1 protein-coding gene is annotated in these 1,323 nt (G+C 53.3%); it reads right to left on the minus strand.

The genetic code is table 11. The annotated features are described in order from the left end of the window. Positions 1–1,323 (minus strand): phage tail tape measure protein (locus EHO01S_RS17100; RefSeq protein WP_024525073.1); only part of this gene is annotated, 1,323 nt, incomplete at both ends.

Consider the following 1,323-nt stretch of genomic DNA (forward strand, 5'->3'; position numbering starts at 1 on the left):
GCCGTTCCCTTGACCGCATTAGTACCCGCTGCGGCCACTTCCGCCGCTGCTGCGCCTCCTACTCCTTTTGCGGCCTTGATGCCCCCCGTAAGCAGTTTGATACCGGCAAAGGCGATCGCCGCCTGGGTCATGCCCTGGATGGCGGTAGTGGCTCCACTGGCGGCTGTAGCCAACGCCGGAAACTCTGTTGCCAGAACATTGAGTTTACTGGCCACATTGCCACTCGCCTCAGCAATCGGTTTAACCATATTCAGCTCGGCGAGATCCTTGGTGTTATTGAGTTGCTGGAGTTTGAAATAGTCCTGCTGCTCGATGAATGCAAAGTTTTCATCCCCAGCGCCCCGCTCGCCAGGCTTGAGGTGACGCTGCTTCTCAATATCCTGCTCAACACTCGCGCGATACTCTCCCGAATAACGATACGCCAGGAACGCCATCATGGCCTGGCGGTCGGGGAATAATTGACTGATCACGGATCCGCTGAGCATGCGATTCATCGATTCCAGCTTTTCACGCCGACCGGTCGTATCTTTGGGGTCGAGTTGCTCCATCTCGCGCTTCAATTTTTGATAGCGTTTATCTTTGGCCATAACGCGGTCGATGATGGCGCTAGTTGCTTCCAGGGCGTTCATCCCATGCGCTTTTGCCTGGATCAGTGTGTCAGTGTACTTAAGTACCTTATTGCCGCCCAGCGGGATGGTCTTGGCGTTGTTTTCGGTGTCACGGGCATTCATCTTGGCTATCAGGTTATTGACGTTATTACCGGCCTCATCATTATTCCCTGCCGTTTTGACCGCTACCTGATTCAGCGCCAGAATGGTTTTTAATCCTTCCAGACCGTAAAAACCGGCACTCGCCCCTGATGCCATTTGAGTAGGTAAATAACGGGCCATGTCCTTAACTTCAAAGTTCCCCGCCTGGCCAGACGCAATCATCATGTTCATAGCCGTCTCAATATCTTTCCCCTTAATGCCAAAGTCCTTCATTTTGGTGAGGACATTGGCAATATCCTGTGGGGCTGCATTGGCAGCGACAGAATAGCGCGTCACCATGGGAAGCAGGTTGGTAACATCCTCTTCTTTCATCCCGTTTTTCAATAGGGTATCGGCTCCCTCCATCACCGCCTCTTTGCTGAGGCCACTGGTTTTGACATTCGTCTGGATCAACTTGTCCAGCCGCTGCTTACCTGCCTGGCGCTCTTGAAGACTCTTATCATTAAAGGCGTCATTACTCATTGCAGTCAGGCGCTCATCGTATGTCATCCTGTTACGTACCGGGTTGACGAACGCCGCCCCAAACGCCGCTGCACCACCGGCAATGACACCC

The organism is Edwardsiella hoshinae NBRC 105699 = ATCC 33379 (assembly GCF_000474215.1).
Classification (GTDB): Bacteria; Pseudomonadota; Gammaproteobacteria; order Enterobacterales; family Enterobacteriaceae; genus Edwardsiella; species Edwardsiella hoshinae.